The sequence below is a fragment of the Bradyrhizobium sp. UFLA01-814 genome (assembly GCF_046718885.1).
Classification (GTDB): Bacteria; Pseudomonadota; Alphaproteobacteria; order Rhizobiales; family Xanthobacteraceae; genus Bradyrhizobium; species Bradyrhizobium elkanii.
On sequence record NZ_JAQOSR010000017.1, the window covers coordinates 56386 to 70229 of the forward strand.

The following is a 13844-nucleotide window of genomic DNA, read 5'->3' on the forward strand; positions in this document are numbered from 1 at the left end:
GTCGCACGCTACGAAGCGTCTCTTGCCGCACGCCGATACGAGCTTGTGGATCCGGCGAAGCGTCGTTGCCCGTGAACTCGAGGCGCGCTGGAATGGCGCATTGGAGCGGGTTGCCGAGCTTGAGGGTCGGATTAAGGAGCTGCGCGCCGCATCGGCGGAAAGTCCCAAGATCGACCGCGCCTTGCTTCTGCAACTTGCGCATGATCTGCCGCGGGTCTGGAATGCACCGTCCACGGACACACGCAGCAAGCAGCGGCTGGTTCACATCGTGGTCCGAGAGATTGTTTGCGATCTCGATGAGAACACCAACGAGGCGGTGCTGCTCATCCACTGGACCGGCGGCCGGCACACGGGAGTTCGTGTTGCTCGCGTTAAGACAGGCCGATATCCGGGGGATATGGTACCCACTGCCGTTGACGCACTTTGCAAACTCGCTGGTCATTGGCCTGATCGAGAACTCGCCGTGTCGCTCAATCGGATGCGCTGCAAGACCGGCGATGGCGAGACCTGGACGACTGTTCGCGTGCGGGAAATGCGCGAACGCCTGGGCTTGCCGGAATACGATCCCGCATCATCCGACGGCAAAATGATCAGCCTTGCGAAGGCTGCGGCACACTTTGGAATTTGCGTCGGATCAGCAAAGAGCTTGGTGCTGAAGGGCATCTTGCTGGCAACACAAGCAATCAAGGGCGCGCAATGGTTGGTCCCTGTCGACGCGCTGACTTCGGAAACAGTACGCATAGCGGTGCAGCGCGTGATCGAACGTCGTCCGAAAAACTACATTGACTATCAATACGATAGGATGCTCCGACTGCCCGGAATCTGACAAAAGGACGTACAATGAAACGAGCTGTAGGCGGCGACCGCGGAAGACGAACAGATCACCGCCGAGCGGGTCTTAGCGCAGCACCTCCTGCACTTGAAGTGCCAACGACGGAAAGCCTCTGCGCATATCCGTGTAGCCTGTCGCGAGCCACACTCGCACGCCGGTCGGAATCGGGAGCACCAGGGCATCGAGAATTCGGCGCAGCGCGTCTCCATCAACGTCGCCATCGCCCCGGATGCGGTGTCCGCTACCAAGATCGATCTCGATGATGCCCTGGTCCTCCGTCGACGCGCCGGCCCCCTCGTCAATGGCGCTTCGGCCACATCCCGCGGCGGCACAGACGGCTCAATCTCGACCGGCACTAACGGCGCTATACTCGTCTCACCGTGCTTGCAAAGCTCATTGCGCCACCTGAACAGCTGGCTCACATGAAGGCCGGCCATGCGAGCCACCTCGGAAACGGTGGCTCCGGGCTCGAGCGATGCTGCAACCCAGCCGTTCCTTTTCATCCTGCGACCAGCGACGCCGCCGCTCGACTGATGTGATCACCTCTGCCCGCGAAATCGTCATAGCGCATCTCCTAGAATTACCCCCAAGGACCTGTAGCGCTCGCGTCCGTCAAACAAGGCTGCCCTCAATGGAGGGATACCGTCTCCACCACATCGATTCGATTTAGCGCTTTGATCGTATGGCTGTCCATACGGACAGTTCTCAACCATCAGCCCAGCCTGTCGCAAGGCGTCTTTCCATCGGAGGCTTACGCTCGATCGGCAGGGCGCACGAGTGTGGCATTGTCCTTGGAACTCGCCGTGACGATGGAGGGGTTTCCGCTCTGCTGGCGGCAACCATCGGGCCCGCCTCATTGCCAGAAGCGATAAACGGTTGCGAGGCGGCGGCACTAGGACTAGGCGCGGCTGCTAAAAATGCGGGCATCGGCCTAGGCTGCGAACTCACCGCCCGTGATATCGATGGTTGCACCGTTGATAAAGCCCGCTTTCGGCGAGGCCAGAAAGGCCGCAACGTGCGCCACCTCTTCAGGCGTTCCAAAACGGCCGGCCGGAATCCGGCTGAGCGCAAAGCGGTTGACAGCGGCCTCCGGTGGTCCGGTCAGGTCGCTGAGAATCCGGCCAGGAGCGATACAATTGACCGTAATACCGTGTGGCCCCAGATCACGCGCTGCAGCACGCGTCAATCCGACCAATCCTGCCTTCGACGCGGCATAGTGAGGTCCTGCGATCAACGGCACGGCACGCCCCGCGAGCGACCCCACATTGATGATGCGTCCATATCCTTTCGCGACCATTCCTGGCGCCAAGAGCCGCATGAGATTGAAGGGGGCATTGAGATTGACATCGATGACTCGCGCCCACTCATCGAGCGACGTCTGAGAAAGCCAAGCTGCATCTTGGTCCACACGCTTGGGTGAGATGCCCGCGTTGTTGACTAAAATCGCAATGTCGCCCCACCGCGCCCTGATGCGAGCAACAACTTCGCGCGCGTCGTTTTGTCGCGTTACATCAACCGCCTCGGCGTAGAGCCGATCTTCGAGATAGCTAAGAACGTGAAGCGCCCGCTCCACATTCTCCGATCTTGTCGCTACAAAAGCGACGTGATAGCCATCGGCCAGGAACTGACGTACGATTGCGAGACCAATCCCGCGTGCTCCGCCGGTCACGAGCGCTACGCACCGGCCGCTTTGACCCGTGAATTCTCCTAGAGTCTGCATAGTTGTCAAACGGTCGCAAGAACGTTAACAGACGAGTCCATGGCGCCGGGATAGCGCAGCGCCATATGCCGCAATAGGAAAGATCCTCGCTGTCGCTGCCCGTCCCAGCTCGCGAGTTGCGGGCTCCGGTTTGAACTGTCGCGTATTCCTTTCCCGCGGCGATGCATCATCGTCTCCTCATTCGTAACAGGTCGACGCTCTCCCGGAGGAATGCCCAGCAATTTGTCCCGCAGACCTTACCAAGCATCCAGTTTCGCGCATGTCCAAGCCGACGGCATCCCATCGTCGAGATCATTTTTTCTAGATGCCTATAACGCAGCACAGCTGCCCATACTACACGTGTTGACCCGACCTCGCACCAGATACAGCCAAAATGGGTGGTCAGGAGATTCATCTGATGGCAATACCCCATCTTGAGCAGTTGTTAGCAGGTCAGTACGACATACGACAGAATGATGTCGGGATCGAGAGTCGCAAACTAAGGCTTCGCGTCGAAAGCCGTGCCGGGCAGCCTCATAGTGAGTGCCGGCCAGCTATATGTATTTCCCTACACTAGATCTCCCGACATTACTCAGGGCAGCGCTGACGCAACAGCCGTTGTGTCGGGCACCCTGGCCAAGATGCAGTCGCATAACCGCTCTATATCCCTGACTTCATGATCGGCTGTAATGCATACCCGAATCCCCGCTTTTTCTCGGGCGACCGTGGGGAAGAATGTCACCAACGTGTAGAAGCCGGCATCAAGAAGCTCTCTTGCGATTGCAATCGCCTTGGCTTCGGATCCGATGCCAATCATCCTAATCGGAAATGAATTGCCTTTCTCGGCTGTTGTGACACGACGGTCAAAGACTTTAATCCGTTGGGCTAACCGGTTCTGCCGTTCGCCGAGTTCTGCCGAGCGGTGAATCTTACAGGAGCCAAGTGCTGCGCCAACCGCCGCTAGATTGGGAGCGACCGAAAACGCATAGGGAATCGAGTAACGTCTAAACAGGTCCTCGTGGCTAACAGTTCCGAGCATCAACATGCCGCCTGATGCACCAAATCCTTTTGCCAACGACGCTGCTATGATCGTGCGATCACCCATTACTTCCGGAAACTGAGACCGAGCAAATCCTTCGCCTTGACGTCCGAAGAGCGATATGCCGTGAGCGTCATCGATATAGAGAAAGAGCCCATAACGCTCCTGGAGCTGACGCAGTTCTTTTATTGGCGAATTCCCTCCCATGGAGTAAACACCATCGCACACATATGCTACCATGGTATGTTTGCGGCATAAGCGTTCGAGAGCTTCGAGGTCGTTGTGTGCAATCGTCTCTACTCGCGTCTCATCAGCGATCACTGGCTTGTGATAGGCGAGCGAAATGTGCGCAATGCGATCAAAGACGACGAGCGGCTTTCTTCCGCCTGTCAATTGGCCGGAAGCAAGCAACGGCATTGCGCCTTGATTTGCAAGCATTACGGTGGAGAAGGCGAGGACGCGTGCGCAAAACATCTCGGAGAGAATTGCTTCAAGGTCTGCAAGAAGATCGAAATTGAGTCGCGTTCGCGCGCAAGACCAGTGCAATGAACCATGCGCCTCTATCGCTTCGATTGCACCAGCGACTATTAAGGGGTGATTGTCCAGGCCCAGGTAAGAGCATCGCGCAAAATCGATTACCTGAGATCGGCCGTCAAGGGGGCCGTTGCCCAAAGCGAAAGCGCGCCCAATCATAGAACGTCCGTGGACAGCCATGAGACCGGCCGCGTGGGCGGCATCGAAGTGTGCCCTACTTTCGTTGATCATGTACGCTGTGTTTCGAAATTGGCCGGTTGGCCTGCCACTGCTGGAGAGCACACTCCGCTGTTGCATCTCGTTCTCCATTCCATATACCCCAAAGCATACGTCCGATGTGAAGACACGACGGTTGGGTCAAATGAGCGTCGGACGAGGTTCGTGGGTCTTATAGGCAGCTCGATTGGCCCTCGTTAGCGCAAGAGAATAAACCACCGGCGACGCCGCTTTGGCAGCTACCAAACCAGATAGGACAGATGTGCTGGAAGATCGCGGCGATATAGCCACCCAACTGCGTAACTATGAATCAAGTGGTCCAGTTTGATAGTGGTCTCAGCAGCTGATCTCGCCATGGTCGAGCCGGACGCTGCAGCGACGTTGCTCATCGATTTCACCGCCAAAGAGGTTCGGGATTTCCTGACATCTGCGGAGGTCAAGCGCCACCGGCACGCGCAATGCTACTGACAGCGCTGTATTGCTTTGTTCGCCTCCCTGCAACTGAACAGCGTGCCTATCGGGTCGAGTTGCAGCGGCATCCCAAGCTCGGCGGGTGGAGGTTTTGGGCGAGTTGGAGCGGCGGCGGCGCAGGTCGCAGGATGACAAGGCGAGGTTCGTCAAGGTGATGTTGGCACCAAGGGTAAACGTGACGGAGGTTGCGCGCCGCAATGGCGTTGCAGCGAGCTTGGTGTTCACTTGGCGCCGACAGGCACGGACGACCGAACGAGTAGGAGGATGCCCACGTTGACCCAGAGACGCTGGCGCGGGTCCTCGGCGTGCTGAAGCGCCGATGATTGCCATACAATGTGGGTGTGCGGCTTGCGACCGGCCATAGCGATATGCGCCGCGGATTCCCGAGCCTTGCGCGTCTGGTTCAGGAGAGCTTGAAGTGGGATCCGCACTTATGTGTCGGACGAGATAACGTGGTGGAGGCGCCCTAACGCCAGCCAGGGCCGGCCCACGCCTGGATTCCTCCGCCACAAAATAATCAGATTGCTGGCCAGCAGCTGTAGGACGGTGTCATTTGGTCGGAAGTGCACGCTGCGGTCGCCTGAGACGGCCGCCTTCTGGAGTCCTCGGTGCGTCACCTCGACACACGCAGCACTGTATCGGTGGGTTGTGGCGACCTGACCATGGCAAGCCAGGCCCGGATCGTCAGGAGATCCACGCCTGACCGGAGAAACTTCATCGCGGGGAATGCCGAAAGATGTACGGCGATATCGACTTGCCCTCCAAGCTTGGCTTGGTGGACCCGGCCTGGGAGGCGGCACGCCGCACGATGTGTGTCGCGCCGAAACGCGTCAGGCGCTCGTTATGGACCCCGACGAAGATCGGCCGCGGTTCATGATAGGCGAGGCCGCGTTCGCTCAATAGGTCAGTCAGCGATCGCACCAGATCCTGAGGAATGGGAACGACGCGATCTCGGCGTCCCTTGCCGTGAAGCAGCACTTGCGGACGTTCTCGCTCCAACTGAAGGTCGTTCGCGTTGACGCCGGTCGCTTTGGACGCGCGAGCGCTGGTTCTCGCCAAGAAGAGCAGAAAGGCCCGGTCGTGCGCGCCGCGGGGCGTCGTCTGATCAGGGGCTGCGATGATGGCCTCTCCACGGCGTTGGTGGGTGGTGCGCCAGCTCGATGCGGGCCCGCTTGGTGCGATCGTCAGAACCCGTTGGGCGATGCCCAACGAGGCGGGACCGGCGGTGGCGACGTGGTGGAAGAAGGATCAGATCGCGGCTAGTCGGGCGCTGCGCGTTGCTACGGAGTTGTTCCGTTTCTCCTCAAGCTCATCGAGAAAGGCGAGAACGAGGCCCCGGTCGAGATCTTCAAGGGCCAACGGCGCTGGCCTCTTCCGCAAACGGGTAAGCGCGATCAAGATGCGCAAGGCGTCGCAATAGCTGGCCAGGGTCGTGCAGGTCGCGTTGCGCTGCATTGTTAACCGACGACGGAAGCACGACTCTAGGAGCCGCGCCGGAAGGAAGTGCTTGCTCTCGCGGTTGCCTCCGTCGAGAAAGGGGGTTTAGCCCGATGGCGAGAAGATCCGACGAACCGGTAAGGTTGTAGGCCGTGTCGCTGTAGCTGCCGTGGCCGAGATAGGTGGCGAGTAGAGGCAGCCGCGCTTGAACATCTGCACGCCGTTGGTGCCAAAGCCTGAGTCTGGTCACCGCGAACCGTAAGCGCTCAGCCGGGGCCCTGTTGAGGCTGGCTTGACGCCTTGCGGAATCGCCACGGCATGAGGTCTTCGATTCTGCTATGGGGATGGCCTTCGATAATCGCCTCGAGTGTTTCGGCGATGTAGCTGGCCGGATTGACGTCGTTGAGTTTGCAGGTGGCGACGATCGATGCCAGCAAGGCCCAGTTTTCGGCCCCGATTTCATGTCCGGCGAAGAGAGCGTTTTTCCTGGTCAAGCAGATTGGCCGGATGGCGTTCTCGACCGGGTTGGTGTCGAGCTCGAGACATCCGTCTTCGAGGAAGCGCGTCAGCCCCTCCCAATGATTGAGCGCATAGCGGATATCCTCGGCGAGCGTCGATCCGCTGGAGATCATCGACAACTGTTTCTCGAACCACGACTTCACCGCGGCTACCATGGGCAGCGAGTGCTCCTTGCGCGCGGCCAGCCGGATGTCCGGCGATGAGCCGCGTACCATGGCTTCGATGGCGTAAAGCTGGGCGATGTGCCGAACGGCGGCCTCGGCGATCGGCGATTTGCTGTTACGGGCCAATTTGACGAAGCGCCGGCGCAAATGGCTCCAGCAATGCACGAGCGTCCACGGCCCTTGCGGTCGAGCGACTTCGGTCAGCCGGTCATAACCGTCATAGGCATCGCATTGCAGGAAGCGTCCGCAAAAGCCATCTAGGAACTGCTCCGCAAAGGCACCGCTGCGACCGGGGGCATATCGGAACAGCACGATCGGCGGACTTGGGCCGCTGTGGCCGCGGTCATCGGAGACGATCGCCCAGAAGTAGCCTTTCTTAGTTTGGCCGCGCCCCGGATCGAGCACTGGCGCCGTGGTTTCGTCCATGAACAGACGATCCGCCATGGCCAGGCGGCGGCGCATGTGGTCCGCGATGGGCTGAAGATGGAAGCAGGCGCGGCCGGACCAGTTGCCCAGCGTCGCCCGATCAAGCCGGATACCCTGGCGCGCACAGATCTCGGCCTGACGGTAAAATGGCGTATGGTCGCCAAATTTGGAGACGATCACGTGCGCGATGGCCGCTTCGGTCGGCAGCCCGCCGGGCACGACGTGCTCCGGTGCGTGCGCCTGCACGACGGGGCCCGCGCAGCGGCGACAGATGTATTTCGGGCGGCGCGTGACCAACACCCGCCATTGCGCCGGGATCACGTCGAGGCGTTTGCTGACGTCCTCGCCGATCTTCGCCATGACGCCGCAACCGCACGGACAGAGCGTGCTCGCAGGCTCGATGATCCGTTCCACCCGCGGCAAATGGGCAGGCAAGCAGCCGCGATTGCGATGAGGACCTTGATCCGGCACGTTCCGCGATCGGCCATTGATCACAGCCTCGGCTCTCTCTTGCGCCGCGTCCAGGATGCCTTGCGCGATCTCCACGTCTTCCAGCGGTAAGTGATACTGATCTGGCCGCAGCTTCTCGGACTTCGCGCCGAACTTCTCGCGTCGCAATTCGCCGAGAATGATCTCCAGCCGACGCCGCGCTTCCTCCGACGCCGCCAGCGCCCCCTGAATGCTCGCTCAAGGCCGCCTGCGTTTGCGCCAAAAGCGCCTTCAGTTGTTCATTTTCGTCGCGCAGCGCCGCGATGCTCATGCGCTATTTCGAGCACATCGCCGCCGCGCGTGCCACGTTCAAAATAGCTTCCGAGTCATTCTGCCGCAGTTATCCGGCCGCCTGAGGACGCCGCGCTTCTTCCGGGCGGACCAACCTCCAATCCAGCCCCTCGAACAGGGCCGCGAACATCGCCGGCGATATCCGCATCACGCCGCCTGCGATCGTTGGCCAAACGAACTTGCAACCTTCGAGACGCTTGTGCACCAACACCAGGCCCGTTCGATCCCAGACCAAAATCTTGATCCGGTCCGCTCGTTTCGATCGGAACACGAAGGCTGCGCCGCTGAACGGGTCGAGACGAAGCATCTCCTGCACCTTCGCCGCAAGCCCATCGTGGCCACAGCGGAAGTCGATCGGCCGCGTCGCGATGTAAATCTTCAGATCAGCACCGGCCGCGATCATCGTGACGCTCGCACCGCACGGATCACCCGGGACAGCTGCTCACCATCAATGGCCGTATCCGTCCGCAGCACGACATCACCGATCGCGATCTCAAGCTTGATCGCCGGAGCAGGAAGCTCCTCCAAAGCACGTTCCACGACCAGCGGAGCGAATGTCGGCGGGGATGCCTCGCACGGCGGCAACATGCCTCGCTGGCGAAACCGCCGTCGCCAATCGTAGATCTGCCAGCGCGTCGCTCCGTGCTTGCGCGCGACCTCGGACACCTGGGCACCGGGCAACAGACTCTCGGCGACAATCCGAGCTCTCTCAGCTTCCGAACGCACGCGGCGCCCCGACGGTCCTTCAAGAACTTCCAGCCGGCTAACCGACCCCGATGGGCCGTCCAAATGGACGTCCTTTTTGCTGTCCAATCCCATCCAAAACCTCCGTCCAAAGCCGGAGGCTTCTTCGCATAGCTATCCAGATCCCGAAGCAAGGGTTACGGCTAAGCGCTTACCGCGAACCGGTGCCGGAGGCCTTAGCAACATTGCTTTGCAGGCCGGCCGCCGACGACGACAGCCGCGCTAGCTGAGAAAGAAGTACTCGTCCTTGGGCCTGAGAGACACGGCGTCGGGCTCAAAGGCGTATCGACGAAGGGCTGCCTGGGTCGTTGGCATAGGAACCATGCGGTCTTTACGGAACGTGGTCTTACGAACTAGGACGACCGCTTTGGTCAGATCGACGTCGCCGCGATCGAGCCTCACCACTTCGCCAGAACGTAGCCCCGTGCTGGCCAATAGTCCGATCAGCGTCGTCATCGTGCGGCCCTTGAGAGGGGGATCCTTGGCGAAATGAAGCTGCATCGATAAGCGACGCCAGCTCAGATGCGCGGCGGTCGAGGCGCCCTGGATTTAGGAAGGCTCTGCGATCTAAGGCCTCGGTTTGGGGGTCGTAGACGTCAGGTACTCGTAGAATCGGCGGAGCAGGCCGTGACGGACGGCGCGACTGTTGGCGGCGCCACCGCACGCGAGCGCGTCGTCATTGAGGTGCCGCTCTTCCACTTGGTCGAACGCCATGTACTCGCTGCCGAGCGCCTTCATGGCGACGACACCACCATCCGTATCCTGGCGAAGGGCAAGTGCACGACCAGACGGAGCCGCACCTATGTGCGGGATGACCGGCCCTTTGCCGGGCCTGCGCTGCTGGCGGCAGTCTATTACGCCTCGAGCGACCGACGAGGCGAGCATCCCCAGAAGCATCTGGCCGCCTTCGCCGGTATCCTGCAAGCCGATTGCTACATCGCGTCGAGCCTGCGATCGAGGCGCAGAAGAAGGTGCTGCCGATTACGCCGGCGTTTTGCTTTGCCCATGCGCGGCGGGGCTTCTTCGAGCTGGCTGACATCGAGAAAAATGCTCGGGGAGGTAAGAAGGCAAACCGGTTTTTCCGATCGCACTGGAGGCGGTCAGACGCCTGGATGCGTTGCTCGAGATCGATCGCGCCATCAATGGCCGCCGCTTCTCGAGGACATGCACGCCTGGTTGCCGCGTGAGCGCGAAACCTCTCACGCTCCTCCGAGGTCCTGAGCCTATCAACTAGATGCTCAGGCGCTGGGACAACTTCGCCCGCTTCCTCGACGATCGCAGGATCTGCTTGACCAATAATTGCGCTGAGCGCGCATTGAGAGGCATCGCCTTCGGAAGGCGCAACTGGACCTTCGCCGGCAGCCAGCGTGGCGCCGACCGTGCCGCCATCATGCTGACGATGATCACGACCTATCGCTTCAACGACGTCGATCCCAGCGCGGCGATATGCCCTGTCACGTCCCTGCTGGTGACTTGGCAAAGGACCTTCGCGGCGAATTGGGAGCCCGAGCTTTGGCTTTGCTAGGCCGGAGGCGGTGCACAAACCGGACGTAATTTGCGACGCCACGCCTGGACGGCGGAACAGAAGACGCAATGGCGCGATCGTAACGGCGCTGGTGCGCCGACACGATATGACGCCACTGTAGGCGCGGATGGTAACAGCATTCATCACCTACCGGGGAGCCATCCTGAGAGGAAGCGGACCTTACCACGTCCTCAAATGTCACCCGAGCAGCTTCGTTCCATCTCGAACGTGAAGTTGCATGTCTAGCCTTGGAAGGGCTTGCAATCTCAGTTCCAATTCTGCGCAAAAAGGGCCAAATCCCGCTCAACAGCTTCATCATGTCTTTCAACGAGTGCGCACATCTGCTTGCGTGAATGGATTGGGTGGTCGCTTTAGGCCGAGGTTGTCTCTTAGAGTTTGTCCGGAATATCCTGATCTGAATTTGCCTCGCCGACGCAATTCGGGGACGACGAACTCGACAAAATCTTTGAGTTCGCCGGGCAGCGTTACCGGCATTACATTGAATCCGTCAGCAGCACGTTGATCAAATGTATCCACCATGACATCAGCAATTTCGTCCGGCGTTCCAACAACCATAAGGTGCCCTTTGCTGTCCGATATCAAGCGGATCAGTTGTCTCCACGTCAATTTCTGGCGTGAGGCTTGGCCGAGCAGCACCTTTTGACGACTCTGCATAAAGTTTGTCATCGGCAAGGCCTCAGGAACCAGTGAGTCCAGGTTCATTGAACGCAAGTTAGTGACAAACCCCAGGTTAAGATCGGCTATCCCAATTAGAACGTCACTATGCATATACGAATGTAGTCTTTCGAGTTTCTGAGACGCTTCTTCCTTGGTTCTTCCGACGATTGGGACAATGCCCGGCATGACTAGCAAGTCATCGTCCTCGCGTCCAAGTGCGCGCGCTTTCTCTTTGAGAGCTGCGTAGTATCGTTTGCCGTTCTCTAAAGAAGGTTCGGAGGTGAATACGACTTCGCCGACTTCTGCACCGAACCGCATTCCAGCTTCTGATGCGCCGGCTTGAACCAACACAGGATACCCTTGCGGCGGCCTTGCTATGTTCAGTGGGCCGCTGACTGAGTAGTGCACTCCCCGGTGATTGAGCACATGCAGCTTCGTGGTATCAACGAAAATGCCACTTTGCTTGTCCCGAATGAATGCGTCATCTTCCCATGTGTCCCATAGGCCTTTGACAACTCCTACGAACTCTCTCGCCCGGGCATAGCGCGTGTCATAATCTGGAAGTTCCTTATCGCCGAAGTTTGCAGAATCGAACTTAGATCCCGACGTGACAATATTCCAGCCCGCCCGGCCCCGGGACAGGTGGTCAAGTGAGGCGAACATGCGGGCAAGATGATACGGTTGGTGATACGTCGTCGTCGCTGTCGCGACAAGACCAATGTGTTGCGTTCTCGATGAAAGCGCCGACAACAGCGTGATCGGCTCGAATCCATCATTTCGGCATACGCGGGCCATGTGCGCGTGGTCTTGTTCTAATACGCTTGGGGTATCGGCGAGAAAAACGAAGTGAAATCCCGCACTTTCGGCAAGTGCTGCAACCTGAGAATAATGGTCGATCTCAACTCCGCAGTTCGCTGGCACACCCGGGACGCGCCATGCTCCTTCGTGATACCCCGCATGACGGAGAAACAATCCGAGCTTCATTTCTTCGTTGCGCCGCATACCGCATCTCCCTTTCAATTGGACTGTCACCACGCATCGCGAGGCGCTTCGTGTTCATTGGCGCCAAAGGACAACGTACCACGCCGCCCCGACCATTCAGGAGCCGGCATACAGCTCGATCAGTGTACGTTCCGGCGCAGTCGCTCAGGTGCATCTCTTCTCAGGTAGTCTTGAGGGGCGAACCAAAGCGTTCCAAGCATCGTAAACGACAACTACTTCTGCCGTCCAAATCGGAGCAGAAGCGCGACCCACGCGTCTGCCCCCGATAACTCAGCGCATCGATCCAGTCTTATTCGAGCTACCATCAAGCGGTATGTGACATGCATCCCCGTACAGATCAAATACTAGGTTCGGTAGTTGACCGTGCGCAAGTAACCCCTCCATGCCGCGCGGTTGCGCCAGCTTCATTCGTATGGCCGGTTATGCGGCAGCATCGGACCTGATGCTGAGATCGCAACCGTGCGCGCGTATCTGCGCCAACGGGAGCGGGTGGCGGAATATGCCGCCGCTCGTATCCAGCATATGCAGAAGGCCTTGATGGAGATGAATCCGTGTGGTCAAGGATGTCACGGGCGCAGCCGGCATGCAGCCATCGTTGCAGGCGTCGGAGCGATCTAGGGGCATGGCCGAGCGCTAAACACTTCACCTCGTCGCTCTGCCTTGCGTCAGGCAACAAAATCTCTGGGGGTAAGGCGCTTGTCCTCGCGCACACGTAGGTCGTTCAGCCGGACAGTCGCACCGTTGCGGTTGACAGCAACAACCTTCGGGTGGAGCGATATAGCGCTCGGTGCATTGCATCGCCGACCGTTCTTACGTGCGGGTAAGTCAAAGGTGGCGACAGCGACTGCCCGCTTGATCGCAATTTTTTCTACAAGACTCCCCGGCACGGCATGCATTTCAAAGACCCCGCGCGGATCACTGTGAGCAGCAATATCGCGACCATGTCCTCGCAAATCTTTAGCGCCGAGCCAAATCTCCTGGTTCTTGTTACAGGCAATCCAGGCGACCCAGATCCGGCAGCTTCTTAGAAAGTCGATCGCAATCTTTGCCAAACCCGGACATGAGCTTCCGCTTCATCGAGGACCACCGCGATGGCTGTCCGGTGCAGCTGATGTGTGTCGTGCTCGGGGTCTCGGCGGCCAGCTATTGCGCTTGACGTGCACGTCGGTGAGTGCAGTACCCGAGCCGAGGCTCAGCGCGATATCTTCGCCTTCCTCGAGGGCTTCTACAACCGCGCATCAGAATACCCATCTGCTTGAAGAGAAGAAGGTTTGGCTGATCGGGATGCGATCCTGTGGGGGGATTCGAGATCACTGTTGGGCTCGCGACATACTGTTGGGTCAAGGACATACTCGCTTGAGTAAATTGCCTCCGAATAAGGCTCTCGCCGTTGGCACGCCCCTTGAACAGAAGGTGTCATCCAACATCGCGAACTAAGAAATCGCAATGGCTCGGACGAATATTGCTTCTTAGTTCACGTGAGCGCCGGTGCGAATTTGAATGCCTGAAGGCTGCTATCCGTCTCAGTGCAAGCCTACCCCTGGTCTTGCTGCCGCGATCGGCGATACCGCGAGCCTCTCTAGCTGCCTATTGCGCGCTGTGGGTGATCGTTTCCGCGTGTCCGCTATCTGCAGGTGCTTTTTTGGGCTCAATCTTCGTGAAGCGGAAGCACCGGTCAAGGCTATCAAAGCTGATGATTCATCATAGGACAGAACAAGACAAGTCGAGGTTCAGCAGCAGATCCAAGCGGATGGCGCGCTGCGCCCTTAGCAGCAAGT

14 protein-coding genes are annotated in these 13844 nt (G+C 59.2%); 4 read left to right on the top strand and 10 right to left on the bottom strand.

Annotated features, from left to right (window positions below):
• Nucleotides 1-22: 22 nt before the first annotated feature.
• Nucleotides 23-826 carry a hypothetical protein gene (locus PMN64_RS08060; RefSeq protein WP_411780312.1) on the top strand — a complete coding sequence of 268 codons (804 nt, stop codon included), beginning with the start codon at nt 23-25 and terminating at the stop codon, nt 824-826.
• On the opposite strand, the gene PMN64_RS08065 is transcribed toward PMN64_RS08060, so the two are convergent.
• From PMN64_RS08065 to PMN64_RS08075, 3 genes are all read right to left on the bottom strand, one after another.
• On the bottom strand, nt 790-1335 hold the full coding sequence (locus PMN64_RS08065; RefSeq protein ID WP_411780313.1) for a transposase: 546 nt from the start codon (nt 1333-1335) through the stop codon (nt 790-792). The genes PMN64_RS08060 and PMN64_RS08065 overlap by 37 nt on opposite strands.
• 428 nt (nt 1336-1763) lie before the next feature.
• Nucleotides 1764-2501, bottom strand: a complete 738-nt coding sequence (locus tag PMN64_RS08070; protein WP_411780314.1) for an SDR family NAD(P)-dependent oxidoreductase — start codon at nt 2499-2501, stop codon at nt 1764-1766.
• Between the two features lie 622 nt (nt 2502-3123).
• Nucleotides 3124-4413: an aminotransferase class I/II-fold pyridoxal phosphate-dependent enzyme gene (locus tag PMN64_RS08075; protein ID WP_411780316.1), complete on the bottom strand. Its 1290-nt coding sequence runs from the start codon at nt 4411-4413 to the stop codon at nt 3124-3126.
• A gap of 532 nt (nt 4414-4945) precedes the next feature.
• Between PMN64_RS08075 and PMN64_RS08080 the strand changes: the two genes are divergently transcribed.
• A complete protein-coding gene (locus tag PMN64_RS08080) occupies nt 4946-5068 on the top strand; it encodes a transposase (protein WP_411780330.1) in 123 nt (40 codons plus the stop codon).
• A 437-nt stretch (nt 5069-5505) separates the two neighbouring features.
• Here the strand turns inward: PMN64_RS08080 and PMN64_RS08085 are convergent, their stop codons facing one another.
• From PMN64_RS08085 to PMN64_RS08105, 5 genes are all read right to left on the bottom strand, one after another.
• A complete protein-coding gene (locus PMN64_RS08085; RefSeq protein ID WP_411780317.1) occupies nt 5506-6000 on the bottom strand; it encodes a tyrosine-type recombinase/integrase in 495 nt (164 codons plus the stop codon).
• A 494-nt stretch (nt 6001-6494) separates the two neighbouring features.
• Entirely contained in the window at nt 6495-8018 is a 1524-nt protein-coding gene (gene tnpC / locus PMN64_RS08090; RefSeq protein ID WP_411780331.1) for an IS66 family transposase, read from the bottom strand.
• Between the two features lie 148 nt (nt 8019-8166).
• Nucleotides 8167-8520 (bottom strand): IS66 family insertion sequence element accessory protein TnpB, encoded by a 354-nt coding sequence (gene tnpB / locus PMN64_RS08095; RefSeq protein WP_411780318.1) that lies wholly within the window; start codon nt 8518-8520, stop codon nt 8167-8169.
• The gene (tnpA, locus tag PMN64_RS08100) at nt 8517-8936 is read right to left on the bottom strand and encodes an IS66-like element accessory protein TnpA (protein WP_411780319.1); all 420 of its coding nucleotides are present in this window, start codon (nt 8934-8936) and stop codon (nt 8517-8519) included. Before tnpA ends, tnpB begins: the two co-directional genes overlap by 4 nt.
• A 147-nt stretch (nt 8937-9083) precedes the next feature.
• Nucleotides 9084-9362 (bottom strand): tyrosine-type recombinase/integrase, encoded by a 279-nt coding sequence (locus tag PMN64_RS08105; RefSeq protein ID WP_411780320.1) that lies wholly within the window; start codon nt 9360-9362, stop codon nt 9084-9086.
• A gap of 126 nt (nt 9363-9488) precedes the next feature.
• Here PMN64_RS08105 and PMN64_RS08110 point away from each other — a divergent pair, with 126 nt between their 5' ends.
• Entirely contained in the window at nt 9489-10082 is a 594-nt protein-coding gene (locus tag PMN64_RS08110) for an IS66 family transposase (protein WP_411780322.1), read from the top strand.
• A 13-nt stretch (nt 10083-10095) separates the two neighbouring features.
• Nucleotides 10096-10386 (top strand): IS66 family transposase, encoded by a 291-nt coding sequence (locus tag PMN64_RS08115; protein ID WP_411780323.1) that lies wholly within the window; start codon nt 10096-10098, stop codon nt 10384-10386.
• Nucleotides 10387-10710: 324 nt separating this feature from the next.
• On the opposite strand, the gene PMN64_RS08120 is transcribed toward PMN64_RS08115, so the two are convergent.
• Both PMN64_RS08120 and PMN64_RS08125 read right to left on the bottom strand, forming a co-directional pair.
• Nucleotides 10711-12066 carry an LLM class flavin-dependent oxidoreductase gene (locus tag PMN64_RS08120; protein ID WP_411780324.1) on the bottom strand — a complete coding sequence of 452 codons (1356 nt, stop codon included), beginning with the start codon at nt 12064-12066 and terminating at the stop codon, nt 10711-10713.
• A 665-nt stretch (nt 12067-12731) separates the two neighbouring features.
• Complete coding sequence (locus PMN64_RS08125) at nt 12732-13118, bottom strand: hypothetical protein (protein WP_411780325.1); 387 nt, start codon at nt 13116-13118, stop codon at nt 12732-12734.
• Nucleotides 13119-13844 lie beyond the last annotated feature (726 nt).